Origin of the sequence: Chryseobacterium arthrosphaerae (genome assembly GCF_001684965.1) — a bacterium.
GTDB lineage: Bacteria > Bacteroidota > Bacteroidia > Flavobacteriales > Weeksellaceae > Chryseobacterium > Chryseobacterium arthrosphaerae.
In genome coordinates, this window is the sequence record NZ_MAYG01000023.1 from 193,876 (window position 1) to 217,745 (window position 23,870).

Annotated in this window: 19 protein-coding genes; 8 read left to right on the forward strand and 11 right to left on the reverse strand. The window is 38.2% G+C overall.

The window, feature by feature from the left end:
• Window positions 1-534: 534 nt before the first annotated feature.
• The 8 genes from recG to BBI00_RS20030 all read right to left on the reverse strand — a co-directional run bounded on the left by recG (window position 535) and on the right by BBI00_RS20030 (window position 12,520).
• Window positions 535-2,625, reverse strand: a complete 2,091-nt coding sequence (gene recG / locus BBI00_RS19995) for an ATP-dependent DNA helicase RecG (RefSeq protein ID WP_065400606.1) — start codon at window positions 2,623-2,625, stop codon at window positions 535-537.
• Between the two features lie 117 nt (window positions 2,626-2,742).
• A complete protein-coding gene (locus tag BBI00_RS20000; protein WP_065400607.1) occupies window positions 2,743-3,276 on the reverse strand; it encodes a thioredoxin family protein in 534 nt (177 codons plus the stop codon).
• Between the two features lie 41 nt (window positions 3,277-3,317).
• On the reverse strand, window positions 3,318-4,829 hold the full coding sequence (locus BBI00_RS20005) for a peptide MFS transporter (RefSeq protein ID WP_065400608.1): 1,512 nt from the start codon (window positions 4,827-4,829) through the stop codon (window positions 3,318-3,320).
• A 23-nt stretch (window positions 4,830-4,852) separates the two neighbouring features.
• Window positions 4,853-5,845: a PDDEXK nuclease domain-containing protein gene (locus tag BBI00_RS20010; RefSeq protein ID WP_065400609.1), complete on the reverse strand. Its 993-nt coding sequence runs from the start codon at window positions 5,843-5,845 to the stop codon at window positions 4,853-4,855.
• A 60-nt stretch (window positions 5,846-5,905) separates the two neighbouring features.
• Window positions 5,906-7,660, reverse strand: a complete 1,755-nt coding sequence (locus tag BBI00_RS20015) for a peptide MFS transporter (RefSeq protein WP_065400610.1) — start codon at window positions 7,658-7,660, stop codon at window positions 5,906-5,908.
• A 131-nt stretch (window positions 7,661-7,791) separates the two neighbouring features.
• Window positions 7,792-9,447 carry a peptide MFS transporter gene (locus tag BBI00_RS20020; RefSeq protein ID WP_065400611.1) on the reverse strand — a complete coding sequence of 552 codons (1,656 nt, stop codon included), beginning with the start codon at window positions 9,445-9,447 and terminating at the stop codon, window positions 7,792-7,794.
• A gap of 133 nt (window positions 9,448-9,580) precedes the next feature.
• Window positions 9,581-10,381 (reverse strand): hypothetical protein, encoded by an 801-nt coding sequence (locus tag BBI00_RS20025; protein ID WP_065400612.1) that lies wholly within the window; start codon window positions 10,379-10,381, stop codon window positions 9,581-9,583.
• Between the two features lie 9 nt (window positions 10,382-10,390).
• Window positions 10,391-12,520: a S9 family peptidase gene (locus BBI00_RS20030; RefSeq protein WP_065400613.1), complete on the reverse strand. Its 2,130-nt coding sequence runs from the start codon at window positions 12,518-12,520 to the stop codon at window positions 10,391-10,393.
• 121 nt (window positions 12,521-12,641) lie between these two features.
• On the opposite strand from BBI00_RS20030, the gene BBI00_RS20035 reads away from it, so the two are divergent.
• Both BBI00_RS20035 and BBI00_RS20040 read left to right on the forward strand, forming a co-directional pair.
• On the forward strand, window positions 12,642-13,115 hold the full coding sequence (locus BBI00_RS20035; protein WP_065400614.1) for a hypothetical protein: 474 nt from the start codon (window positions 12,642-12,644) through the stop codon (window positions 13,113-13,115).
• A gap of 11 nt (window positions 13,116-13,126) precedes the next feature.
• Window positions 13,127-13,315 (forward strand): DUF6496 domain-containing protein, encoded by a 189-nt coding sequence (locus BBI00_RS20040; protein WP_065400615.1) that lies wholly within the window; start codon window positions 13,127-13,129, stop codon window positions 13,313-13,315.
• Window positions 13,316-13,387: 72 nt separating this feature from the next.
• On the opposite strand, the gene glgP is transcribed toward BBI00_RS20040, so the two are convergent.
• Window positions 13,388-15,052 (reverse strand): alpha-glucan family phosphorylase, encoded by a 1,665-nt coding sequence (gene glgP / locus BBI00_RS20045; protein WP_065400616.1) that lies wholly within the window; start codon window positions 15,050-15,052, stop codon window positions 13,388-13,390.
• Window positions 15,053-15,255: 203 nt separating this feature from the next.
• Between glgP and BBI00_RS20050 the strand changes: the two genes are divergently transcribed.
• The 5 genes from BBI00_RS20050 (at window position 15,256) to BBI00_RS20070 (ending at window position 21,994) form a co-directional block, all read left to right on the forward strand.
• Window positions 15,256-16,053, forward strand: a complete 798-nt coding sequence (locus tag BBI00_RS20050) for a hypothetical protein (RefSeq protein ID WP_065400617.1) — start codon at window positions 15,256-15,258, stop codon at window positions 16,051-16,053.
• A gap of 161 nt (window positions 16,054-16,214) precedes the next feature.
• Window positions 16,215-18,329 (forward strand): T9SS type B sorting domain-containing protein, encoded by a 2,115-nt coding sequence (locus BBI00_RS20055; RefSeq protein WP_065400618.1) that lies wholly within the window; start codon window positions 16,215-16,217, stop codon window positions 18,327-18,329.
• An 89-nt stretch (window positions 18,330-18,418) separates the two neighbouring features.
• The gene (locus BBI00_RS20060) at window positions 18,419-19,009 is read left to right on the forward strand and encodes a DUF1572 domain-containing protein (RefSeq protein ID WP_065400619.1); all 591 of its coding nucleotides are present in this window, start codon (window positions 18,419-18,421) and stop codon (window positions 19,007-19,009) included.
• A 66-nt stretch (window positions 19,010-19,075) separates the two neighbouring features.
• Window positions 19,076-20,422, forward strand: a complete 1,347-nt coding sequence (gene mtaB, locus BBI00_RS20065; RefSeq protein WP_065400620.1) for a tRNA (N(6)-L-threonylcarbamoyladenosine(37)-C(2))-methylthiotransferase MtaB — start codon at window positions 19,076-19,078, stop codon at window positions 20,420-20,422.
• 54 nt (window positions 20,423-20,476) lie between these two features.
• Entirely contained in the window at window positions 20,477-21,994 is a 1,518-nt protein-coding gene (locus BBI00_RS20070; RefSeq protein WP_065400621.1) for an FMN-binding glutamate synthase family protein, read from the forward strand.
• 67 nt (window positions 21,995-22,061) lie between these two features.
• On the opposite strand, the gene BBI00_RS20075 is transcribed toward BBI00_RS20070, so the two are convergent.
• Entirely contained in the window at window positions 22,062-22,802 is a 741-nt protein-coding gene (locus BBI00_RS20075) for a hypothetical protein (RefSeq protein ID WP_065400622.1), read from the reverse strand.
• A gap of 55 nt (window positions 22,803-22,857) precedes the next feature.
• Here BBI00_RS20075 and BBI00_RS20080 point away from each other — a divergent pair, with 55 nt between their 5' ends.
• On the forward strand, window positions 22,858-23,295 hold the full coding sequence (locus BBI00_RS20080) for an RNA-binding S4 domain-containing protein (RefSeq protein WP_065400623.1): 438 nt from the start codon (window positions 22,858-22,860) through the stop codon (window positions 23,293-23,295).
• Between the two features lie 24 nt (window positions 23,296-23,319).
• Here BBI00_RS20080 and BBI00_RS20085 read toward each other — a convergent pair whose 3' ends face one another.
• Window positions 23,320-23,835 (reverse strand): shikimate kinase, encoded by a 516-nt coding sequence (locus tag BBI00_RS20085; protein ID WP_065400624.1) that lies wholly within the window; start codon window positions 23,833-23,835, stop codon window positions 23,320-23,322.
• Window positions 23,836-23,870: the final 35 nt, after the last annotated feature.

Here is a 23,870-nt window from a genome sequence, read left to right on the forward strand (position 1 = left end):
AAAATTTTATAACTAAAAATTAAAATAATATAAAATGGATTTCAATTAATATCCTGACATTTGTATCAGTAAGCTCAGTGACACAAATTTGACTATATAGAAGAAGATACAGATGAATGGAAGGCAATTGTTTCAGGAAAAACAAGATATTATATAAATCACGATGTTAGTTAACAAAATGAATTATATTGATTTCCAATTTTAAAGCACAGAAGATCTTTAAACAAAACGGTACAATCATGAAAACTCAAGATAGTTGGAGGTATTTTTATTCGTTTCATTCCCTCATCTCCACTATACGCAGTTAGTTTTTATAATAAGCAAGTTGGAAAAATAATTCATTTTGTTTTTTATAATTTATTTTAATAGTTAGGGCCATTACCATATTCAAATAATAAATAAATATTTTCACACCACATCACAAAATATTAAGCCTGAGCTATTAAAATAAATTTTTTTACAAGACCAAAAGTAATTTCTTCTAAATAACAGTTTTATAAGGGGACCGCAGGAAAATTTTTTCTGCGGTTTTTTTTATGAAATTTTACTCCACTTATTTTTGCCTTTATAATACCGGATGTAGTAATTCCTGATGATCATATTGTCTGGTCTTGTCAGCATAGGATCAGCTTCCAGAATTCTGTCAACTGTATTTTTTGTCGTTTTGATGATGGCAGAATCATTAACGAGATCCAGTCTTTTGAAATCTACGACCCCACTTTGCTGGGTTCCCAGAATATCACCGGGTCCCCGGAGCTGCATGTCTACTTCAGATATTTTAAAACCGTCATTCGTTTCGGTCATTGTTTTGATCCGGGTCCTGCTTTCCTTAGATAATTTGTCAGAAGTCATCAGGATACAGTAGCTTTGCTCAGCACCTCTTCCTACACGTCCTCTGAGCTGATGAAGCTGTGAAAGACCAAACCTTTCGGAGCTTTCAATCACCATTACAGATGCATTAGGAACATTTACCCCTACCTCAATTACCGTAGTGGCTACCATAATTTCAGCCTTTCCCGAAGCAAAATAAGCCATGGCTGCATCTTTTTCATCAGGTTTCATTTTCCCATGAAGCATCGTTACATTGTAGTCTGAAAAATAATCCATGACGTGCTCCAGGCCTTCCATCAGGTTTTTATAATCAAGAGTTTCAGATTCCTCAATCAATGGATATACAAAATAAACCTGTCTTCCTTTCTTAATCTCCTCCTTACAGAAATTATAAACGTAAAGCCTGTCTTTTTCACGTCTGTGAGCAGTAATGATAGGTTTTCTTCCCACCGGCATTTCATCAATCACAGAAACATCCAGATCGGAATAAAAACTCATGGCCAGCGTCCTTGGAATAGGCGTAGCCGTCATCACCAGAATATGGGGAGGTATTTTGTTTTTAGCCCATAATTTTGCCCTTTGCGCTACCCCAAACCGGTGCTGCTCATCAATGATGGCCAGACCAAGATTTTTGAACTTCACTTTATCTTCCAAGACGGCATGGGTTCCCACTAAAATAGAAAGACTTCCGTTTTCAAGTTCTTCATGGATAATCCTTCTTTCGGCAGCTTTGGTAGAGCCTGTCAGAAGGCGGACATTGATTTCCGTTTTTTCAAGAAGATCTTTAATTCCATTATAATGCTGCTGGGCAAGAATTTCGGTAGGGGCCATCATACAGCTCTGGAAGCCATTATCCATAGCGATAAGCATCGTAAGTAATGCCACCATTGTTTTTCCTGAGCCTACATCTCCCTGCAACAGTCTGTTCATCTGGATCGGCCTTTTCATATCCATCCGGATTTCCTTTAAAACCCTTTTCTGGGCATTCGTGAGCTCAAAAGGAAGATGGTTCTCATAAAAGCCGTTGAAATGATCCCCAATGATAGGGAAGGGATTACCATAGGACTGGGTTTTATGATTAAGCTTTTTCAAACCGTATCCCAGCTGAAAAAAGAAAGATTCTTCAAACTTTAACCGGAAATCAGCTTTATTAAAATGTTCCAGATCCTTTGGGAAATGAACGTTGAGAAAAGCATGCTGCCTGGATATCAACTTGAAAGTTTTCATCAGGTATTCCGGGAAGTTTTCTTCAATAAGATTCGGGATCTCTTTGCAGATATTCTTCAGAGCATTCTGAAAGAATCTTTGGCCAAGTCCTCTTTTGGTCAGTTTTTCAGAACTGGGATAAATAGGCTTCAGCCGGGTATCTCCCTCTTTCTTTTCTTCTACCGTTTCAATTTCCGGATGTGGCATCGAAAACTGACGGTTGAAAACATTGATTTTCCCGAAGATATAAACCTCTCTGTTGATGGGTAGCTGTTCTTTCAGCCACTTTGAATACTGAAACCATACAAGATCCATACTTCCGGTTTCATCATTGAATTTAGCAGATAATCTTTTGGTTTTTCCGGTCTGAATTTCCTGAACCTGGGTGATTCTTCCTTTAAGCTGTATCTCCTGGCTGCTCTCTTCCTGAAGTTGTGATACTTTATAGACCTTGCTTTTATCTAAATAGCGGAGAGGATAGAAGTTGAGCATATCTTCTACAGTAGACAGCCCCAATACTCCTTTGATGAGTTTGGCTCTTTCCGGACCTATGCCTTTTACGTATTCTATGGAAGTATCTAATGTCATTTGAAAAACGAGCCCTAATTTCGGGAAAATAGCTGGGATTTGAAATTTTTCCCTCCAAAATATTAAAAATTGAGGCATGAAAAAAGGCTTTCAGATCCTGAAAGCCTTTTTGTGTATTTAATCTTTGATTTTAGATTTAAATTTTTTCTGGTAATCTTCCCATTGTTCCCGGGTTCTGATCTTTTTAAAAAGATCTTTTGAAATCAGCTCCAGGTAAGGTTCCAGTTCTTTTGCAGACAATTCCCCCTGAAGAATGGTAATCGGGTCACCATGTTCATCCAGAAAAACAGTACTCGGAACAGCTCCTACGTTCATATACTGGGTAAATTCGTGCAGGGAGTTTCTTCCTTTCTTCTGTTCGGTATTGGGATTTGAAAATGTTCTTCCAAAAATTTCAAGACTTTTTTTCTCTTCTGCATTAAACTTTACGGGATAATAATTCTCATTTAAGATCTGAGCTATTACAGGATGGCCGTATGTTTTTTTATCCATGATCTTGCATGGGCCGCACCAGTCTGCATAAAAATCAATAAGGATTTTTTTAGGATTTTCCTTTTGAGCTTTTAAAGCTTCTTCAATGGTCATCCATTTTACCTGGGCGAAACTGAAATTTAATAGTAATAAGAGAACTATGCTTAAAATTTTCTTCATAATTTGATATTTACGTAAAAATAAGCATAATTACTTATTTTTTATTTTACATCCTGCATTAATTTTTTCACGTACGGAGATATCAAAATTAATACCACTCCGGCAATTACAGCGTATAATCCTAATTGTTTATATCCATCAGTATAAGTGATTAAAGCATCATAGTTGGTAGAGCCTTCTTTGGCTGTAGCCATACCGGCGCCGATAATTCCCGCAACGTACTGTCCGTAAGCAGAAGCAAGGAACCACATTCCCATCATCATTCCCTGAAGATTCTTCGTAGAAAGCTTGGTCATGATCGATAATCCGATGGGAGAGAGACAAAGTTCTCCAAGGGTAATGATCAGTAATGCCAATGTGAAGAAGTTAAGGGAAGTGATCCCCTGAAGGTTGGCGAACAAACGGGTGGCAAACAGGACATAATATCCTAATCCTAAGAAAATGAATCCCAAACCGAATTTAATAATCGTGTTCGGTTCAATTTTTCTTTTATTCAGCCAGATCCAGAGAAGTCCTATAAGGGGTGCCAGGAAAATGATAAAGAAGGCTCCTCCCGAATTGTTCACTCCGTTTGGATCCAGTCCAAGAAGATCTTTATTCAGGTTTTTTGCAGCGAAAATACTCAAAGAACCTCCACTTTGCTCATAAATACCCCAGAATATAATGGAGAAGATAATGAAAACCAGTGCTGCCCAAAGCTTTTTACGCTCAGAAGCCGTTACTTTAGACATTTCATAGAATAAATAGATCAATGTCAACGGGCCTATTGTCCACATAAAATAATCGGTATATTCTGTTTTGGCCACCATGGTCATAATAACCGGAACAAAAATCAATGACAGAACATACACTCCATATTCTTTCCACTTCGGAATAGGAGCTGCTTTCACTTCAGCTAAAGGATGGCCCGGCTGAAGTCCTATAGTTCCCAGTCTTCTTTGCGTAAAGACGAAATTGATAAGGCTCACCACCATTACAATGGAAGCTAATCCAAACGCAATATGCCATCTCATTTCTTCAGCAATGATATTACCAAGAAACTCTCCTTTACCGATAGCGATACATAAATAGCCTCCTAATAATGCACCCAGGTTAATCCCTGCATAAAAAAGTGAAAAGCCGGCATCCGCTCTTGAATCATTAGGCTTGTAAAGCTGGCCTACCATAGATGAAATATTAGGTTTGAAGAAACCTGTTCCTACTACGGTAAATGCAATGCCCAGGAAAAAGAACTTGTGCGGGTCGGTTGCCAGAATCAAACTTCCGACAATCATCAGAAGTCCGCCCCAGAAAAGTGATTTTCTGAATCCTAAAATTTTGTCTGCAAAAAGACCTCCTACGAAAGTGAAGGCATATACAAAAGCCTGTGTGGCCCCATACTGAAGGTTGGCTTCTCTTTCATGGAAGTTGAGCTGTGAGATCATAAAGAAAACAAGCATTCCACGCATTCCGTAGAAGCAGAAGCGTTCCCACATTTCAGAGAAAAACAGGCTCCAGATCTGTCTGGGATATTTTCCTTTGAAATTTTGTATTTCATCTAAAGTTACACTCATAATGATGTATGATTAAGTTTTAATTAAGGGTTTTTATTGTTCTGATCCAGTTCAAAACGGATTCTGTCCTGGTCGATGATTTGTTTCAGTTCTTCTTCTTTTGGGAGGTACAGCAGGTATTTGCTGGCAAATAAATTGTTTTTATCATTCAGTACGGAATATTTCACAATAGTTTCGTCCTTTTCGGAACACAGGAGGATTCCGATGGTAGGATTATCTCCTTCGCCACGTTTAAGATCATCATACATTCTTACATACATATCGATCTGTCCGATATCCTGATGGGAAAGTTCTCCGGTTTTTAAATCGATAATGACAAAGCATTTTAATATGTAATTATAGAATACAAGATCTATGTAGAAGTCCGATGTATCTGTTGAAATATGTTGCTGTCTGGCAACAAAAGCAAATCCTTTTCCGAATTCCAGTAAAAACTTTTGAATATGGTCAATAATAGCCGTTTCAATTTCTTTTTCGGAGAACTGTTCATCAGCTTTTAAACCTAAAAATTCAAAAATATATGGATCTTTTAAAACGCTCTGGATGTTTTTAGCCGGTGATTTTTTATGTTCAAGAACTCTTTCGTACGCAAGGGAATTGATCTGCCTTTTTAAATCTCTTACATTCCAATTATTCTGTACTGCCTCATTGAGATAATACTGTCTTTTGTTTTCATCATCCTGGCTGGAAAGCAGACGGTAATGAGACCAGCTCAATTGTTGAGACAATGTGTCAACAATTGGGAATGCAGTGTAAAACTTGCGCATATTGGAGAGATTGGTATAATCAAACCCTTTTCCAAATTCTAAACTAAGCTTCTGAGAGAGATTTCTTAAAGTGTATTTTCCGTATTCCGCACGTTCTTTTCCCTGTTGCTCATCTTCAACAATAAGTTTACCAATCTGCCAGTAAGTGAGCAGTAGAGTAGAATTCGCTATTCGAAAAACCTTTTCGCGCGACTGCCTAATGATCTCCTTTACGGATTGGAATAAAGAATCTTCGGAAATTTCCATCATACGAAAATAAAAAAAACCTCTGACTTGGCAGAGGTTTTTATTCATATTTTGTGAACACACTTAGTTGACACCGTGCATCATTTTCTTTAAGATAGGTGAAAGTAAACCTAAAATCACTGAAGCAATACCACAAAGCACAACGAATACCATAAAGAATTCGAATAAATTATGGATCTCAAATCCTACGAATGTAGGGTTATGCAATGGTAACTGAGCTTTTTCGAATGCTGCTACCTGGTCAGCTGTAAGGGTTACTTTTTTATCCAGAACATCCTGTAAGTTAACTCCTATTTCCTGAGCTTTTTTAAACTTATCACCTGTTGCAGGGATAAGCGCTCCTAATGAACCTGCCAAAGCATAGCCGGCAGCATTGGAAATGAAGAATACACCATACAATAACGAAGCAAATCTCTTGGGAGCAAGCTTACCTACCAATGATAAACCGATTGGAGAAAGACAAAGCTCACCACAAGTCTGGATGAAATAAAGTAGCATTAGCCATTTGATAGCTAATAAACCTGAATTTCCTAAATCTTTTACATTGTGCGCAATGATAAAATAAGAAAGAGCGATCAATGCTAATCCCATCGCTTGTTTGAACGGAGATACAGGCTCTTTTCCTCTCGCTCTAAGCTTATCCCAGCATAAACTGAAAGGAACAGCCAGAATAACCACGAAGATTCCGTTGAAGATCTGAACCATTGAAGGCGGCATATTCCATCCTAAGATATTTCTGTCGGTCTGGTTATCTGCAATAAACGTTAAAGAAGATCCTGCCTGTTCGAATGCAGCCCAGAAGAAAATAATAAAGAATGAAACGATATAGATTACCCAGATTCTTTGTCTTTCAACCTTGTTTTCAGCAGAAGACATGATCAGGAATGCCAGGGAAATACCGGCAGCATAGATGAACGGATAGATGATTCCTTTGATCATTTGCCCCATCTCCATAGAGTTGAACCCAAGTTCTCCTACCAGTAAATATCTGAATACAAAGAACAGAACAGCAAATATACCTACAGTGATTCCTAAAGACATCCCTGAGAATTTAGCTGTCTGAGATTCTCCTTCTTCGAAATCTGCAGTACTGTTATTTTTTGGTAATCCTCCGATAGGTCTTCCTTCCGGAGTTACAACGTATTTATTTTTAAGGATGAAGAATGTTACAGTTCCAATAAGCATCGCAATTGAAGCTGCCAGGAATCCCCATTTGAAAGCAAAAATATCTCTTACTCCGGTTGCAGCATCTTTTACGTCACCTACGTAAGGACAGATAAACTGACCTAAGAATGCTCCGATGTTGATCCCCATATAGAAAATGGTGAATGCAGAGTCAAGTTTAGACTTTTCCTGCTTCGGATAAAGACTTCCTACCATTGAGGAAATATTCGGCTTGAAGAATCCGTTACCAAAGATGATAACAAATAAAGCCAGCCACATGATAAGCTTGGCACTGCCAAGATCAGCAGAGAAAGTTGAGGCACTGATGAATAGTAAAAACTGACCAATGGCCATCAATGATCCACCTACGATAATGGCAAATCTGTTTCCGATATATTTATCAGCAATGAATCCTCCCAAAAGAGGTGTTAAATAACATAAAGCCAGGAATCCACCATAGATGATCGCAGCATCTGCTTCTTTTATCAATAAGGAATTTACCATGAAGAGCGTCAAAAGTGCCCTCATCCCATAAAAGTTGAAACGCTCCCACATTTCCGTTCCGAAAAGAACCCATAACCCTTTTGGATGTCTGGAATTCTTATTCTCTACAAATTCATCCGGTTTCGGACTCAATGCTTCAATATTATCCATTTTTACTGTTAATTTTTGTTAAGACTGACAAATATAGTTTATTTTAGGTTTTTGGCAAGTTTTTAATTTTATTTTTAAATAAAAAAGCTGCAGATGAATCTGCAGCTTGATATTCTTTATAATATTAAGGATTAGTGTCCTTTTTCCTTCATGATTTTATTTAACCTTTTTAACATGGAAAGACCTAAAAGGGTAGCAAATATTAACAAAGCGAAATTCACAAGGAAATAATTTGTCTTGTTTTCGTAATTGTACCATGTACTGGCCAGGATTCCTGAAAGTTTATTTCCTACAGAATTCGCCAGGAAGAAACCACCCATCATCAATGCAGTGATCCTCGCAGGTGAAAGTTTGGAAACGAAAGAAAGTCCCATTGGTGAAAGGCATAATTCCCCTATTGTGATCACTCCGTAACTTGCTACAAGCCACAAAGGAGAAACTTTTACAGCCCCGTTATCTCCGGCCATTACTGCCAGTACCATTACCAGACATGAAAGTCCTGAAATGAACAGCCCCAGAACGATCTTGGTTGGCGTTAACGGCTCTTTTCCTTTTCTTCTCAGAAGTGCCCAGAAACCTACGATAACAGGAGTTAAAGCAATTACCCAGAATGGGTTGATAGACTGGAATAATTCCGTATTGTATAAATAAACTTTACTTTCAGGGTTTTTCTCAAGCGCAGCACGCTGTTCAGGAGAGATATTTTTAAAATAAACGTCTTTTCCTGTTTCTTTTTTAGTGTCTCCATTCTCATCCTTTTGAGATCTGAACTGGTTGTCATACACAGGTGTTTCTTTATCCTCGTAGCTTTTACCATCCACCATATAGATGCCTTCTAACGGTTTTTCAAGAGAGGCAGGAACACTTCTGTCCGTATAATAATTAGCCCATCTTGTCAAGGCAGTACCATTTTGCTTGAAAACAGCCCAGAAGAACATACTGATCAGGAATACGGAAAGTAATGCACCAATCGATGCTTTTTCATCAGGCTTAGCCTTAAAGTACAGAGAAGCATAGAAGTAAATAACAGGAATACAGGCGAAAATAAAGGCATCCGTACTGTCACTTCCAAAAATATTATTGGGAATAAACCATCCTATAGCTCCGGCAGCAATAGCAGGAACAAATACTTTCATCATGATCTCGGAAAGCTTTGTATCTCCTTCCTGTACAGGTTTCATCTGTGCAGCATGAATATAATGTTTTCTTCCGATGGTAAAAATAACCATACCGATCAGCATTCCCACTCCGGCTGTAATAAACGCTTCACCCCAACCGAATTTATTACGCATAAAGGCCGCAATAATATTACAGATAAATGCCCCGATATTGATCCCCATATAGAAAATATTGTACCCGGAATCTTTGTTGGCTTTGTAAGGCTCTTCAGAATATAGATTACCCAAAAGAGTAGAAATAGTAGGTTTAAAGAAACCGTTTCCGATAATGATCAACGCCAGGGAAGTATAGAATAAAGGTAATTCTTTGAAAACACCCATTCCTATATAGCCGGCAGCCATCAGGAAACCACCAAGGTAAATAGATTTGATATATCCTAAAACCCTGTCAGCAAGAAATCCTCCGATAAAAGGAGTAAGATATGTCAGTGCAATATATGTCCCGAAAATATCATCAGCCGTTTTATCAGGCAATCCAAGGCCTCCTTTCATGCCGGCAGGCTCAATCACATACAGAACAAAGATTCCAAGAATCAGGTAGTACCCGAAACGCTCCCACATTTCTGTAAAAAAGAGATAGGGCAGCCCTTTAGGATGTTTAGTCTTCATATATTCAATTTTCAAATTTCCCAAAATTAGGTTTTTAATTTCAATTGATAAAATAAATAATACACGGGCAAATGATTAATAAAACAAATAAAAATCCCTTCCATAATTTTGAAAGGGATTTTTATAGTAGGTTTTAATTTTTCTGGCTTACCGGAGGAGGTAAAGGAGCCTGTACATTGATGATTTCAACAAGCTTATCAGCGGTCTTTATTTTTACAGCGCCATTGATAAAGCTTTGCATTTCTTTTTCATGAGTAATAAAGGCTTTCTCCGGAGATCCCGCAGTAAGGGTTGCACAATACAGGTCATCGGTGATGAAGTGGTTCCGGATAATATCATAACCGGAATCTACATCATGAAACTGTATATAAAACATTTCCACCCCGTTCACTGTTCTGAATTCCGTTTTCCTTATTTTATAATGACCTGGATTCATCAGTAAGTTTGTGAGAACGCTATTTCTGATATCATACAATGTAGTTTCTCTGTCTACAGGAGAGCTTCCAAAAGAGGCCTGTAAATCTTTGTTTACAATCCCCTGCAATGAAAATTCTCCAAGAGTATATTGATGCTGTTCCTCTGTAATGCTCCATTGTTTCGGATCATAATAAAACCCGGCATCTGTTCTTTTACTTTGGGCTAATGATGTAGCGGTTTTAGGAAAATCAAACCTGCTTTTGCTGATCAGTGTATTTTCATAAAAGCCTTCCGTTTTTTTATTCATAAATTTCCATTGACCATTACCGGAAAGGATTACCTTTTGATCTCCAGCCGTAGAAGCCTCCAGTATAGTAAAGCTTCCCAGGCTGTCAGGATAGGGTTTCCAGGTCTTATCTTCAAAAAGCATAACCTTTCTGCCGTCATTTGTTACAGCTGTCTGTGAAAACAGTGCAGACCAGCATACCAGAAATAGTAAATAAAATACGGATTTCATCAATCAGTCCTATAAATTATTCAGGATAAAATCCGTCATTTTCTGATACAGCTGCGGTCTTGTCTGGCCACCGTAAATTCCGTGGTTTTTATCCGGATAGGCCATGAAATCAAACTGTTTTTTGTTTTGGATCAAAGCCTCGGAAAATTCCATAGAATTCTGGAAATGTACATTATCATCAGCCGTTCCGTGGATTAATAAAAACTTACCTTTCAGTAAATTGGAATATTCTGTAGGGGAGTTCTTATCATATCCGTCCGGATTTTCCTGAGGAGTTCTCATGAATCTTTCCGTATAGACAGAATCATAATATCTCCAGTTGGTAACCGGTGCTACAGCAATTCCCATTTTGAAAACATCTGCTCCCTTGGTCATTGCCAAACTGGTCATATACCCTCCGAAGCTCCAGCCGAACATTCCGATTCTGCTTTTGTCAATATAAGACTGGGTTCCGAACCACTTTGCAGCGGTGATCTGGTCTTCAATCTCATATTTTCCAAGGTTCATATAAGTTACTTTTTTGTATTTAGCACCTTTATAGCCCGTTCCGCGGCCGTCTACACATGCCACGATATAGCCTTTCTGTACAAGGTGATTGAACCACATGGCATTTCCGTTATCCCATGAATTGGCAACCTGTTGAGATCCCGGTCCGGAATACTGGAACATAAACAGCGGATATTTCTTTTTCGGATCAAAGTTTTTAGGTTTCATGACCCATGCATTCATCTGGTCACCTGCAGCATTGGGAATCGTAATGAATTCTTTTTCAACAAAATTATCTGCTTTTAATTTCTGTAGCTGGTCATTGTTGTTCTGAAGCTCTTTTACGGCTTTTCCGTTCCCGTCTTTTAAAACGTAAGTATAAGGTCTTGCTGCAGTAGAAGATGTTTCAATGAAATAACTGTAATTTTTGCTGAAGTTGGCAGAGTTGTTTCCTTCTGCATTGGAAATCAGCTGCGATTTCCCGTTTTCAATATTTACTTTGGAAACTACTTTATTGATGCTTCCTTTTTCCGTAGTCTGGATATAGATTTCTTTAGATTTCGGATTGAAACCATAGTAATCCGTTACTTCCCAGTTTCCTTTAGTAATCTGTTTTTTAAGCTTGCCGTCTTTGTCATACCAGTACAGATGACGGTTTCCGTCTCTTTCAGAAGCCCAAAGGAAAGAATTGTCCTCAAGGAATTCTAAAGTAGGGCTGTCCGTATCGATCCATTTTTCATCTGTTTCAGTGAATAGTTTCTGAACTGCTCCTGTTTTGGTATTCACCTTTAAAATATCTGAAGCATTCTGAATTCTTTCAGACGTGATCAGAACCATTTCGTCCGGTTTTGCAGTCTGGAACACATTCGGGATGTAATAATTTTTGAAAGAACCCAGACTCAGCTGCATTGTTTTTCCGTTATCAAGACGGTAAAGCTGTGCTGAAACAACAGAGTTTTTTTCACCCGCTTTCGGGTATTTGTAACGCATTTCGGCAGGGTACAGGTTTTTTCCGTAGATCGGAATATAAATTTCAGGTACCTGGCTTTCATCAGATTTTACAAATACAATGGCGTCGGAATTTTTCGTCCATTCATATTGTCTCGCATGGCCGAACTCTTCTTCGTATACCCAATCTGCCAATCCGTTAAGGATAGCATTTTTTTTACCATCGGCAGTGATCTGGGTGATTTTTCCTGAGGCAAGATCCTGATAATACAGGTTGTTATCAGAAATGAAGGCCACTTTTGTAGCATCAGGTGAAAATGTAGGCTCCTGAACAGGTTTTCCTTCATTCAGGCTGATTACTTTTCCGGACTTCAGGTCTTTTACATCAAATTTACCCAGGAAGGAATGCCTGTAGATAGGCTGGCTTCCGGTTTGTAAAAGGATTTTAGATTCATCGTCAGAAAAAATATAGCTTTCGAACTTGCCGTCAACCAGATTTCCTTCTTTCTGAGATGTTTTGTAAGAATATTTCGCAATTCCCGTAGGTTCAATAACAAGATAATTTTCACCGTTTTTCATGGAGGTGATTCCGGCAATGCCCTTTCCACGGTAGTATCCTGAATATATTTTATCTAAAGTGATTTCCTGTGCTGACACATTATGGAATACTGCTGCTACAGTAAGAGTTAAGAGTAGTTTTTTCATTTCTAATAGTAATGGATTTCAAAGATAATAATTTTATTAAAATCTGTAAAAAAGCTTTTCAAATACGCTTTTTGGCAAAAAAATTGAATATCATTAAGTATAATCAAATCAAATAATAATTATGGAAACGAATGCATACAACCAGAAACTCAACCGTTACGTATTAAACGACCAGATTGTTTATACAGGTTTTTCCAGTTTTAAGGATGCTGAAGAATGTGCCCATAAAAAAGGAGGTACATTGGTAGAAGTAGGTTTTAAAGACGGAAATGATAATCCCGAAATTACAGATGAAGCAGGATTGATAGAAAAAAAGCTTCATTATTATGTGTATGCAGGCGATGAATATAAATTTATCCATTCTTCTGATCCCGGGTTTAGAAAATATGCGGATGAACTGCAGAAAATCAAAGCAAAACAGCAGCAGTCTCCACCCGATGAAAGATATTTAGCCAATTTTGAAATTGAAAATGCGGAAGATCCGATTATTGTGATTAAAAATGATCATTTTGAATCGGTAACATCACGAGAGCGTTCAAAATATTTGAAACATGCCAGAGTTTATGAACTAGGGGTATCCCTGCCAAAATCTTAAAAAAAACAATCATGAGCAAGACGAAATATTCAGAAAAAGCTCAGGACAAAGTAGGAAAAGTTATGCACGAATTCAAGGAAGGAAAGCTGAAATCTTCTTCCGGAAAGAAAGTGACAAGCAGAAAACAAGCCGTAGCCATCGGTATTTCTGAAGCGAGAGAAAAAGGGCTGAAAGTGCCTGCAAAAAAGAAAAGTAAATAATATCAATACAAAATGCCTGGAAACTTCCAGGCATTTTTATGTTTCAGATTAAAACTTTAAAGTAAATGCTTACTATTGGGCATTATTGTAAAGTACTTTATAATACTCATCAGCCATTCTGTCGCTGTTGAACTGATCTTTTACATCATTCATCGCATTCTGCTGTATTTTTCTCCACTGGTCAGGACGGTCATAATAAGCCGGAAGAATTTCGTTCTCAAGGATCTCATACAGCTTATTCAGGTCATAATTGTCCTGCTCATAAATGCTCATATTCAGATAATCTGTTTTAGGCACCACAAAAGAGTTTTCTCCGTGTTTTGCAAATTCAGGGATCCATCCGTCATCGGTGGATAAGTTGACGGAACCGTTCATGGCAGCAGTCATTCCGGAAGTTCCGGATGCTTCTCTTGGAACTCTCGGATTATTGAGCCAGAGATCTGAACCCTGCTTCAGAGCTTTACTCAATGAAAGTTCATATCCGGTCAGTACAGCCATATTTTTGTGGTTCTTACTTTCTTCCACCAATGTATTGAATGTGGAAATCGCAGAATAGTCCATAGGATAAGGTTTTCCTGCCCAGATGATCTGTACCGGATATTTCGGATTGTTCAGAAGTCTGTAGAATCTGTCTTTATCATGTAAAAGCAAATCGGCACGCTTATAGCCGGCAAATCTTCTGGCCCATACAATGGTGAAAATATTCGGATTGAACAGATTTCCTGTCTGGTCTGCAACAATGCTGAACAGTTTTTTCTTTAAATGCTTTTTACGGTAATCAAAAACAGTTTCGTCATTTTCGTCTTTGGCATTGTAAAGCGGTTTATCTGCCCAATATTTGAATTCCTGCGCATTGGTAATGGAAGTGATTTCGCAGATGTCAGGATATTTATTCCACATCGTTCTGGAAACCACACCATGTAGCTGGGAAACACCATTGGCAATTCTTGCCATTTTCAGGGCACATAGCGAATGATTGAAACGATCATCGTCTGTTCCTTCAATACTTTTTACTTCTTTCATGCTGTAGCCGGAGAAATAAGACATGTCGTAGCACAGTTTAAAATTATGCTTTTCATTTCCTGCTTCTTCCGGAGTATGGGTTGTGAAAACCAGTTTCTCTTTTACCTTGTTCAGATCTCCGTTAAATTTTTTCAACAGGTAAAAAGCTGCGGGAAGACCATGTGCTTCATTCAGGTGGTATACCTCCCTTTCAAAGTTCATTTCATCCAGTAGCTTGGCGCCTCCTTTTCCTAACAAAATATACTGGGCCAGCTTTGTAGATTCGTTGGCGTCATATAATTTATGACAAATTGTTTTTGAAACGTGATCATTTTCAGGAACATCCGTGGAAAGAAAGAACATGGGTGCCGTATTGAAAATTTCAGGATCAAGATACCATACTTTTACCCATACCGGGGCACTGTGGATCTCAATCTGGAATTTTATTCCCGTATCTTCCAGAAAACTGTACATCTTTCTTGTCCATACCGGCTGAAGAGTCTGGTCATGATTCCTTGCCTGGTCATAATATCCGAACTTCCAGAGAATACCGATTCCTACAAGGTCCTGCTTCAGGTTATAAGCACTTCTCATATGGGAACCTGCCAGGAAGCCCAGACCTCCTGAGTATATTTTAAGTACCTGCTCAAGGGCAAACTCCATTGAGAAATAGGCAGTTTTTTTTGAATATTGGGGATTGATGTTGTAAGGTATTTTAAAATTCCTAAAATCCATAATGCGGGTTTGTGTTAGAAGGAGCAAAGGTATTAATTATGAAAATAAACTTTACATTAATTAATCAATAAATTAATTTTAAAAGTGGGTATTGAATTGTTTTTTTACTTATCTTTAAGTGTGTAAAATTTTGATTATCAAAAACTTTTAACGATGAAAGCCAATGGCTGAATGGGTCCTTTAATCAAATAAAAAAATCACACATGAAAAAGACATTTTCTGATGAAGATCTGATTAAGAATCTGAGTTTATATTACCTGAACCGGCATTTGAAAAAAAAGCCCATAGAAAAGTATCACCGTACCATAGACGAATCTCCGCTTCATGACCGTGAAAAATACAGAAAGAAGTCTGAGATTCTGCTGCTCAACTCTTTTATGCATCATTTCCCTGAGGTGAAATTTGAAAACCTTACCTGCGAAAGCCCGGACTTCATCGCAAAATTAAACGGCAAAAAAATCGGAATAGAACTGACTGAAGTAATCAATCATCTTGAGATGAAAAAAGTGGAAAGCACTTTGAATAAAATGTTCCGTCAGGCAGAAATATTATTAGAACAGGAAGACACCACGAAGTATCGTGGTGTTTATTTTTTAGAATTCCATCCGGATACCAGGTTTGACCAGCTGGAAACACAGCAGGAAAATATCATCAGCATTTACAGAAGCATCAAAAAAAATAAGCCGTCAGGTTGTGTAAAAAGTGTCAGGAAGTCTTTCCACCGGAGAAATGTCTTTATTACCCATGAGTACAGTATGAATCTGTTTGATGAGCTCTGTTCGGAGAAAATCCTTGAGCTTATAGAAAAGAAAAATGAAAAATTTCCCTACTACGATACTTCAGTTGACGAATGCTGGCTGGTTATTGTTTCCGATATGAACTCAATTGCTTCAAGATATACTTTTATTCAGGATAAAGAACATCTGGCAGAAGTAAAGAGTCCTTTCCATAAAATTTTTCACCTTGAAAATCTTTGTGGAAATATTACAAGTATAAAATAAGCGGTATTATGGTTGGTATTGTGTAATGAATTTCTTTTTTTATTTAAAATATTTTAAAACTATTTGAATTTTATTGTTTGTAATTAAATTATAGGTATATTTGATATTCGTTGAGTCTCAGGCTGATTCATCTTAAACTTAACCATAAAAACAATATATCTATGAGAAAACTTTTACTTTTTTTTCTTCTCTGTATATCACAAACATTTTATTCACAGGCAGATTGTGCTACAGCGCTTTCAGTTTGCGGAAATTCAAACATTACCTACAGCCCTTCAGGATATGGGAATATCAAAGAACTTGTCAACTCCGGAAGCTGTATAGATTTTACAGGGGAGCATAACTCCATCTGGTATAAAATTACCATTGCTACAGGAGGTACCCTTACTTTTGATCTTATTCCCAATAATCCCGATGCAGATTATGATTGGGCTATTTTCGGCCCTAATGTAAATTGCGGAAGCCTGGGCGCTCCGATACGTTGCAACGCAGCAACAGTTATAGGACCCGGTCCTGCAACAGGATTAAATATGACAAGTACCCTCACCAGTGCTGCCGGAGGTTCTCTTACCCCTTACTGCCGGTATCTTGATGTATTGCCGGGACAAACCTATTACTTGTTTATTGATAACTGGGTGAGCAGTACAAGCAGTACAACGGCCCCTTTTTCCCTGACGTGGGGAGGAACAGCCACACTGGCTTCTCCGTTTACCGACCCGAATATCCAGCCTCATCCTTTCAATCCTCCCGGAGTTCCGGCTGCTAATCCTGCCGATCCGAGAGAAGTAGTGATCTGTGCCAGAACAGTTTTGTTTGACTTCTCTACATTGTCAGCAGGAATCATTAACGGAAATCCGAACTTCGGCGTAAGTTATCATGTGAACCAGAATGATGCCTTGACAGGGAATAATCCTATTACCGTTCCTACAACTGTTGATGTGGGCACCAATACAATTTATTTTTACAGTATCAATTATACAGACCCTTCAAATCCAAATAATCCGCTTAATAAATGCAGACAGGTAGGGAAATTTAAATTTAGGAATGGTGCTATTACGGGTAAAAATGCAACATTAACAGCGTGTAACAATAATAATGCGGGAACAGCTCTTTTTGATCTCACAACAGCCGATGTATTTGCAGGAACCAACGTAACTAAAAAATACTATCATACAATGTCAGACCTGAATGCCGGAATCAATGAAATTACAAATCCAATGGCATTTGTTTCTGCAGAAGGTGTTATTTATGTGAAAATCACTTCAGAGTTCGGATGTACTGCTGTAGCACAGATTACTTTGAAATTCTATCCGGTAGTGCAGGTGAAGGATGTTGTCCTGAAATCATGCTTTATAGAGAGCAATCCGTCTACGGCATTATTCAACCTGACAAATGCAGCGGTAGCTGTTCAGCAGAGTCCTGTTCCTGTCAAAAAATATTATCCTTCATTGGCGGATGCGGTGGGGCAGACCAACGAAATCCTGAATGCCGGCACTTACATAGCTCCTAACGGCTTTGTATATGTAAGGGTTTTCAACAGCCAGGGTTGCTATAATGTAGCAAAAATTACTTTAGAGGTTATTCCGCCTGTATATTCTGATGTTCTGAAAGATAAAACTATTTGCGTTGAAGATCAGACAACACTGGACGCAGGTCCTGGATTTAAAAGCTATCAATGGAGCAACGGAGCTACTACCCAGACTATTAAAGTAGGTATTGGAGAATATTGGGTGAAGCTTAAAACAGGCGAGTGTATCACAACACAGACTGTAAAAGTACTGCCTTCGGATCAGCCTGTTATTTCAGGTATTGAGATTTCTAATAATACATTGACAGTATCTGTAACCGGAGGAACACCACCTTACAAATATTCAATAGATAATATTGTATGGCAGGATTCCAATGTTTTCACCAATCTTGCAAGAGGAGAGTACAGGGTATTGGTAAAAGATGCTTATGACTGTGACCCTATGGAAGTGGATGTTGTTGTTCCTAATCTTGTTAATGTGATCACTCCGAACGCAGACGGAATCAATGATGTGATAGATTATTCCGCATTAGCCCATAAACAGAATCTTATCCTGAGTGTTTTTGACAGGTATGGAGGCAAAATGTTCCAGGCAGATAAAACCAATGGCTACAAATGGGACGGAACCCTGGGAGGAAGGAGAGTGCCTACAGGAACCTATTGGTATTCCGTGACATGGAATGAAAATGACAAAAAGAATACCCCTATTAAATTTTCAGGTTGGGTATTGGTGAAAAACAGGGAATAACCGTAAATAAAATACATAGATAAAACCACTTCATTTGAGGTGGTTTTGTTTTGTAAAATATTTACATTCGTTATCAAAATAGAAAAAAAATGAAAGACCTGTTTATAAAACGTTTTGAATATTATAAATCTCTGGGAGATAAAGCATTTGGCCAGCTTACAGATGAACAGATTTTCTGGCAGTACAATGAAGAAAGCAATTCCATTGCTGTGATTGTAAAGCATGTGGCCGGAAATATGCTTTCAAGATGGACGAATTTTCTGACGGAAGACGGAGAAAAGCAATGGCGTAACCGGGATGAAGAATTTATAAATACCTTTACAACCAAAGATGAAGTTCTTGATTTCTGGGAAAAAGGATGGAAATGTCTGTTTGAAGCGTTAAACCAGATCAATGATGAGAATATCTCTTCAACCATTTATATCAGGGGAGAAGCACATTCTGTGATCGATGCTGTTTTCAGACAGCTTGCCCATTACCCTTACCATATCGGGCAGATGGTGTATATCGCTAAAATGATAAAAAATGAAGACTGGAAGACGCTTTCTATTGCCAGAAACCGGTCTCAGGAATTTAATGCAGAAATGAAAAATAAACTTTCAGGAAACGAAGAGAAAGGGAATTCATCTCCTGTATGTTTTCAGAACAGCCCTGAAGTAAGAGATGAATATAAACAATAGACTGAATCAATCTTGAATTCTCATTAAAATTACTATCTTTGCACCCATAAAATTCAGGAGTAACAAATGTCTACTTTTCACAGAACTGCCGCATTTCATACACTTGGCTGCAAATTAAATTTTGCGGAAACATCTACTATTGCCCGCCAATTGACAGATGCAGGTTATGATAAAGTCAGCTTTGATGAGAAAGCAAATGTATACGTCATCAATACATGTTCGGTTACTGAAAATGCTGACCGTGAGTGTAAACTGCATGTAAAGAGAGCAATGAAAGCCAATCCGGAAGGACTGGTGGTTATTGTAGGCTGCTATGCCCAACTGAAACCTGAAGAAATTTCACAGATTGAAGGCGTTGACCTTGTTTTGGGTGCTAAAGAGAAATTCAATATTCTGAGCTACCTTGATGATCTGGAGAAATCTGAAAATGAAGGCGTAGTTCACTCATGTGAAATTGAAGAAACCGATTTCTTTATCGGAAGTTATTCTATAGGAGACAGAACCAGAGCTTTCCTTAAAGTTCAGGATGGCTGTGACTATAAATGTACGTACTGTACCATTCCGTTAGCAAGAGGGATCTCCCGCTCAGATACCATTGAGAATGTATTGCGAAATGCTACGGAAATCGCGGCCAAAGACATCAAAGAAATTGTACTTACAGGAGTAAATATCGGGGATTACGGTAAAGGGGAGTTCGGAAACAAAAGACACGAGCATACTTTCCTTGATCTTATTTCAGAACTGGATAAAGTAGAAGGAATTGAAAGAATCCGTATTTCGTCTATTGAACCCAACCTTTTAAAAGATGAAAGTATTGAACTGGTTTCTAAAAGCAGAAGCTTTGTTCCGCATTTTCATATTCCGTTACAGTCCGGAAGCGATGATTTGTTGAAAAAAATGAAGCGACGCTACCTGACGAAGCTTTATAATGACAGAGTAAACAAGATCCGCGAGGTAATGCCTGATGCGGCTATCGGTGTAGATGTTATTGTAGGGTTCCCGGGAGAAACAGAAGAGAAATTTATGGAAACATATAATTTCCTTAACGGGCTTCCTATTACTTATCTTCACGTATTTACTTACTCTGAAAGAGAAAATACAGAAGCTGCTGCCATGGACGGTGTTGTTCCGGTAGCCGAAAGAAAAAAACGAAACAAAATGCTCAGAATTCTTTCAGAAAAGAAGAAAATGGCATTTTATCAGACCCAATTGGGGAAAACGCTTCCTGTACTTTGGGAGCATGAAAATAAAGACGGGAAAATGTTTGGCTTCACAGAAAACTATGTGAGAGTCCAGAAAGACTTTGATCCTGCATCCGTAAATCAAATCGAATTTCTAAATTTAGAAAAAATCCTGTCAGATGGCACGGTTTCTGTGCAATCTTCCTACCAAAGTTTTTTAGCAAAAGCATAGGCTCTTTGCAAAATTTCTACTAAATTTATTTTTAAACTTTTAAATACTACATTCATGAGAGATAAGTTTTTATCTTGGGGAATTGTATTAGTAGTTGCTACATGGGTTATAGCACTGCTGATCAGAGCGCATTACTGGATACCGACGCTGTTATCCGCAATTTATGCATTGGGTGTTTACAATGCTTACCAATCGAAACATGCTATTTTGAGGAACTTTCCCGTATTGGGATACTTCAGGTACTTTTTCGAAAGTATTTCACCCGAAATGCAGCAGTATTTCATTGAAAGGGAAACAGATGGGAAACCATTCCCAAGAAACCAGCGTTCTGCAGTATACAGACGTGCTAAAAATTTAAGTGATACGGTAGCCTTCGGTACACAGCTGGAAGTAAATCACAGAAAGTATGAAGGAATCAAGCACTCTATTTACGCCAAATCTCCATCAGAAGAACTTCCGAGAGTCTGGGTAGGAGGAGAACAGTGCACACAGCCTTATCATGCTTCTTTATTCAATATTTCAGCAATGAGTTTCGGAGCTTTGAGCGACAGGGCACAGATTTCATTGAACAGAGGGGCTAAAAAAGGAAATTTTTATCACAATACAGGAGAAGGAGGTATTTCACCTTATCATCTGGAAGGAGGGGATCTATGCTGGCAGATCGGAACCGGATATTTCGGGTGCCGTGATGATGAAGGAAAATTTAATCCTGATTTGTTTACCAAATATTCTACCCTTCCCAATGTGAAAATGATTGAAATCAAATTATCACAGGGTGCAAAACCAGGACATGGAGGAGTGCTTCCGGGAGTGAAGAATACTCCGGAAATTGCAGCCATCCGTCACGTCACTCCGGGAATGACCGTTATTTCGCCACCATCACACACCGCATTTTCTGATGCTGCCGGATTGTTGAGGTTTGTACAGCAGCTAAGAGAGCTTTCAGGAGGAAAACCGGTCGGGTTTAAACTATGTATTGGAGATACCAGAGAATTTGAAGATATCTGCGTACAGATGAATGTACTGAAAATTTATCCGGACTTTATTACCATTGATGGAGCGGAAGGAGGAACAGGAGCTGCACCGCCGGAATTCTCAGATGGGGTAGGGATGCCGTTGGAACCTGCTTTGATCTTCGTAAACAGGACGCTAAACAACTATAATGTAAGAAATAAACTGAGAGTGATTGCCAGCGGTAAAGTGCTTACCAGCCTTGATATCCTTAGAGCAGTTGCCATGGGAGCGGATATGTGTAATAATGCAAGAGGATTCATGTTCTCTTTAGGATGTATCCAGGCGTTGAGATGTAATTCAAACAACTGTCCTACAGGAGTTGCTACACAGGATAAAATGCTTATTAAAGGACTTGATGTAACGGATAAGGCAGAAAGAGTATATCATTTCCATAAAAATACCCTTCATACCTGCAATGAACTTATTGCTGCCGCAGGAAGAAGCTCTTATGAAGAAGTAGATGCCAGCATGTTTATGAGAGGTGATGAGTTTGATCATCTTGCGGATCTTTACTTTCCGGATATTTTAGGGAACGTAAAACAGAAAGCAAGATCATAATGTAGTGATCAATAAAAATAAAAACCACCTGAATAAGGTGGTTTTATTTTTATATGTATGAAATATTTTATTGTTTCTGATCAGCAGGTCTGTCTGCTCTTCCGTAGATCTGGAAGTTGAAGATAAAAGTCCTGTTTCTGTAAGACTGGTTCAGGTAAGGATAGTGAGCATTCCTCGCAAAAGCAGCCCTTGAAGGTACAATAATTACGCCCTGAAGATTATACGGTGCATCACTTGGAAGGTTAAATGCTTTGAATTTCTGTAATGCTTCCCTGAAACCTGAGATCTGATAGTATCCTGGTTGCTTGGCGGCATCTGTTGTAGCATCCGTTAAGGTCTTCTTTTTCACGTAATAGTACATAGGATCTACGTAAGGAACTACATTTCCGTCAATTGTATTTAAAAAAGTAGTTTGCGCAATGAATGATACATTTCCGTTACTTTCCCCTGCAAGACACGCATAAGATCTACCCATGATTTTAATGATATCGGACTCTTTGATTTCTTCACCCGGTGAAGGCTGAGCACCGTCTCTCATGATGTAGATGGTACCGGAAGGCAATGTCTGGGGATTCAGCTCTGATAATTTCTTTTGATGATCATCAGCAGTATCCGTAGCACTGAAAGCTTTTATATTTCCCTGTACATCAAGATAGTTTTCATCCATAAACTTTCTAATGGCCTGATCATCATAGTTGTTCTGCGTAGCAATGTCCTCTGGCTCCACGTATCTTTCTACGTCATCATCTTTTTTACATGCAGAAAAGCATAAAGATCCGGCAAGGATATATAAAAATATTTTTTTCATTTCAAAAAACTTTAATTACTTTACAAATAATATAACGGCAAAAGTATAAAAAATTATGAGAATAGATAAATTTTTATGGAGCATTCGTTTTTATAAGACGAGAAGTATTGCAGCAGAGGAGATTAAAAAGAACAGAGTTTCTATCGGAACGTCTGCCGTAAAGTCATCTAAGGAGGTAAAAGAAGGAGATACAATCAAGATCCGTAAAAATCAGATTGACTATAAAATAAAGGTGATCCAGATTCCTAAAAGCAGAATAGGGGCAAAGCTGGTTCCGCTTCATATACAGGATGTGACAGATAAAGAACAGTACGAACTGCTGAAACTTCGTAAGATGTCCCAGGACTATTACAGAAATAAAGGAGAAGGAAGACCTACTAAAAAAGACAGAAGAGATATGGATGATTATGTAGGCAATGATATTGATGCCGATTTTACAGACTGGGATGACTTCTTCGGTGAAACGGGTGGCGATGCAGAAGATGAAGATTAAAATGAAAATAAAAATAAAAAAGCTCTAGAGATAGAGCTTTTCTATTATTTCGCTGACAATATCCTCCGGCTCCCGTGAGTCTGTGCCCACCGTAAACTGTGCTTTACTGTAAAACTGATTTCTTTCGAATAAATGCTTGGCAATAAATTCCGGAAGATCTTCATCCGATATGTTGGCAATCAACGGTCTTTTTTCTTTCTGTTTGGATAATCTTTCCACCAAAGTGCCTACAGAAGTTCTTAAAAAGACACTTTTAGAATTATGATTAATGATCTCCATATTATTATAATAAACAGGAGTTCCCCCACCAAGGCTTAGTACTACATTCTCTTCAGAAGCCAGTATTTCTTCCAGAGCCTCCCTTTCCAGTTTTCTAAAGTAAATTTCACCCTTTTTTTCAAAAATTTCAGGAATGGTTAATTTATTTCTTCTGGAAATCTCTTTATCGAGGTCAATGAGTTTAAAATTTATTTTTTCGCTTAATATTTTGGAAATGTGAGATTTGCCACTTCCCATGTATCCGATCAATGAAATTACCATGAATTTTTTTTAAACAAATTTGCGAAAAAGTTTTG

What these genes read in the sequence shown, in the direction of transcription:
- recG (WP_065400606.1), bottom strand. Translation starts at nt 2,625, where the DNA reads ATGACATTAGATACTTCCATAGAATACGTAAAAGGCATAGGTCCGGAA.
- BBI00_RS20000 (WP_065400607.1), bottom strand. Translation starts at nt 3,276, where the DNA reads ATGAAGAAAATTTTAAGCATAGTTCTCTTATTACTATTAAATTTCAGT.
- BBI00_RS20005 (WP_065400608.1), bottom strand. Translation starts at nt 4,829, where the DNA reads ATGAGTGTAACTTTAGATGAAATACAAAATTTCAAAGGAAAATATCCC.
- BBI00_RS20010 (WP_065400609.1), bottom strand. Translation starts at nt 5,845, where the DNA reads ATGATGGAAATTTCCGAAGATTCTTTATTCCAATCCGTAAAGGAGATC.
- BBI00_RS20015 (WP_065400610.1), bottom strand. Translation starts at nt 7,660, where the DNA reads ATGGATAATATTGAAGCATTGAGTCCGAAACCGGATGAATTTGTAGAG.
- BBI00_RS20020 (WP_065400611.1), bottom strand. Translation starts at nt 9,447, where the DNA reads ATGAAGACTAAACATCCTAAAGGGCTGCCCTATCTCTTTTTTACAGAA.
- BBI00_RS20025 (WP_065400612.1), bottom strand. Translation starts at nt 10,381, where the DNA reads ATGAAATCCGTATTTTATTTACTATTTCTGGTATGCTGGTCTGCACTG.
- BBI00_RS20030 (WP_065400613.1), bottom strand. Translation starts at nt 12,520, where the DNA reads ATGAAAAAACTACTCTTAACTCTTACTGTAGCAGCAGTATTCCATAAT.
- BBI00_RS20035 (WP_065400614.1), top strand. Translation starts at nt 12,642, where the DNA reads ATGGAAACGAATGCATACAACCAGAAACTCAACCGTTACGTATTAAAC.
- BBI00_RS20040 (WP_065400615.1), top strand. Translation starts at nt 13,127, where the DNA reads ATGAGCAAGACGAAATATTCAGAAAAAGCTCAGGACAAAGTAGGAAAA.
- glgP (WP_065400616.1), bottom strand. Translation starts at nt 15,052, where the DNA reads ATGGATTTTAGGAATTTTAAAATACCTTACAACATCAATCCCCAATAT.
- BBI00_RS20050 (WP_065400617.1), top strand. Translation starts at nt 15,256, where the DNA reads ATGAAAAAGACATTTTCTGATGAAGATCTGATTAAGAATCTGAGTTTA.
- BBI00_RS20055 (WP_065400618.1), top strand. Translation starts at nt 16,215, where the DNA reads ATGAGAAAACTTTTACTTTTTTTTCTTCTCTGTATATCACAAACATTT.
- BBI00_RS20060 (WP_065400619.1), top strand. Translation starts at nt 18,419, where the DNA reads ATGAAAGACCTGTTTATAAAACGTTTTGAATATTATAAATCTCTGGGA.
- mtaB (WP_065400620.1), top strand. Translation starts at nt 19,076, where the DNA reads ATGTCTACTTTTCACAGAACTGCCGCATTTCATACACTTGGCTGCAAA.
- BBI00_RS20070 (WP_065400621.1), top strand. Translation starts at nt 20,477, where the DNA reads ATGAGAGATAAGTTTTTATCTTGGGGAATTGTATTAGTAGTTGCTACA.
- BBI00_RS20075 (WP_065400622.1), bottom strand. Translation starts at nt 22,802, where the DNA reads ATGAAAAAAATATTTTTATATATCCTTGCCGGATCTTTATGCTTTTCT.
- BBI00_RS20080 (WP_065400623.1), top strand. Translation starts at nt 22,858, where the DNA reads ATGAGAATAGATAAATTTTTATGGAGCATTCGTTTTTATAAGACGAGA.
- BBI00_RS20085 (WP_065400624.1), bottom strand. Translation starts at nt 23,835, where the DNA reads ATGGTAATTTCATTGATCGGATACATGGGAAGTGGCAAATCTCACATT.